This window comes from Acinetobacter sp. CIP 53.82 (assembly GCF_000369465.1).
GTDB lineage: Bacteria > Pseudomonadota > Gammaproteobacteria > Pseudomonadales > Moraxellaceae > Acinetobacter > Acinetobacter indicus.
This window is the reverse complement of record NZ_KB850046.1, coordinates 1,760,835-1,762,493: the sequence shown is the minus strand read 5'-3', so window position 1 is coordinate 1,762,493 and position 1,659 is coordinate 1,760,835. Positions and strand designations below refer to the sequence as shown.

The following is a 1,659-nucleotide window of genomic DNA, read 5'->3' as shown; positions in this document are numbered from 1 at the left end:
ATTAACGCAGCCAACTGCGTACACTGCAAGACCTGTGACATTAAAGATCCATCACAGAACATCACCTGGGTAACACCGGAAGGTGGTGGTGGTCCAAACTATCCAAATATGTAATCTCGATTGAGATCAAAATAAACCCGCGTAAGCGGGTTTATTTTTTCTTTCTTAGATAAATCTAACTCAATACTTATAGCTATTTTTATTTTTGTTATTTTAGTAAAAATATATACTAGAGTTATAGTAAGCCGTTCATGACTGAGTTTATTCTTCCCCATCAAACTGCCAATACACATCCCCCCAATCACTTTCAAAATCAGGGAAAATATCTCCCTGTTTAAAATATTGGCGTGAGTTTTCTTTGGCAAATGTATACCAGTAACCTGCGTGTGGGCAGGGTTCTCCAGCGAGTACAATATCTATTCTTTCTGGTTCTTGAGCTTCGACTTCCACTCGTTTTAATTCAGGCCATGTACTGTCTTTATCAAATCGAGCAATCCATTGTTTCGCACTTACTGCATCAAAACGTGGGTTTGGATCATCTGACCATGCATCTAAGGTCGTAAGTTTTAAGTTATCACAACGTATCGGTTTAATTAGCTCATTTGCCATCACCAATAAATCAGGGACATCTTCTTCAACTGGATAAAGTGAGAGCTCGCCCAAACGGATCCATAGACTATATAGATTAGGATTTTCTGAATCCTCTATTTTAGTTATTTCAATACGTGGATCATTGAGTTTTTCGCGAATTTGCTCTTCACTTAAACCTAACTTTTCTAGCCAATAGGGCGAAAGTAAAAAACACCATGTTGGGGTACGAATTCCTCCACCTAAAGCGTCACGATCTTCTGAGACAAACATATTTTCATGAGAAAACTCCATCCCAGGATGATCTATATCGAGCCCGTAAAAATAATCCGTAAAAGTCCGCTCAACTGTTTCAAACTCTGGAGATACAAATGCAAATTGCCCTGTATTTCCTATTTCATAGCCACTATAGGCTTGAATTGGGTTAAGCTTTTCTAGACACTGCTTAACAAAATGATGCCACCTAACTGGATTAGATCTATACCATTTATCACCAAAAGTTAATTTAAGACTAGAATAACGTTCATTTGAGTCTCTAATTTTAGCGCCTAAGGCCCAACGTGCACTTTGATTAGGAGATTCTGCAGATGTTGCACCAATATAGTAAATAAAATGTTTTTTATAAATCGTTGTCATTTCCGTTAACATTTCGTTACGACTTCTAATCCACTTATCAGCCTTTTTCCATAGTTCAGTATCACTCCTAAACCTTAATTGAAAAGGCTTATCTATAATAGAATTTTCAAATTCGATATAAATAGCCACAACTTTATTTAATATTTCTACACAATCTTTATTACAAATATAAAAAGTAACATAAGGACAAACACCAAATTCTTGGTTTTCCTCCCCATAAAGAATAGAAGTATCTTGAGGAATATCCCGAACTAACTCTTCTATTTCTTGTTTACTTAAATAGAGTTGTGATGTACTCACTATATTAATTTCCTCTTCTACCTCTTGTATTCCCTTGAGTGGCTTTGTTGCACAAAGATTTCATAACTATATGATTTTAAAAGTTTTGATTATTTTTTGATCCAAAATTAAATTTATTTAAATCAGATGCTTACA

At 35.3% G+C, this 1,659-nt stretch carries 2 protein-coding genes; one reads left to right on the top strand and one right to left on the bottom strand.

What is annotated here, in order from left to right:
• A partial coding sequence (locus tag F905_RS15285) for a 4Fe-4S dicluster domain-containing protein (protein ID WP_155756634.1) occupies nucleotides 1-114 on the top strand: 114 nt, incomplete at its 5' end.
• Between the two features lie 147 nt (nucleotides 115-261).
• On the opposite strand, the gene F905_RS13790 is transcribed toward F905_RS15285, so the two are convergent.
• The gene (locus F905_RS13790) at nucleotides 262-1,524 is read right to left on the bottom strand and encodes a type VI immunity family protein (protein WP_005181896.1); all 1,263 of its coding nucleotides are present in this window, start codon (nucleotides 1,522-1,524) and stop codon (nucleotides 262-264) included.
• Nucleotides 1,525-1,659 lie beyond the last annotated feature (135 nt).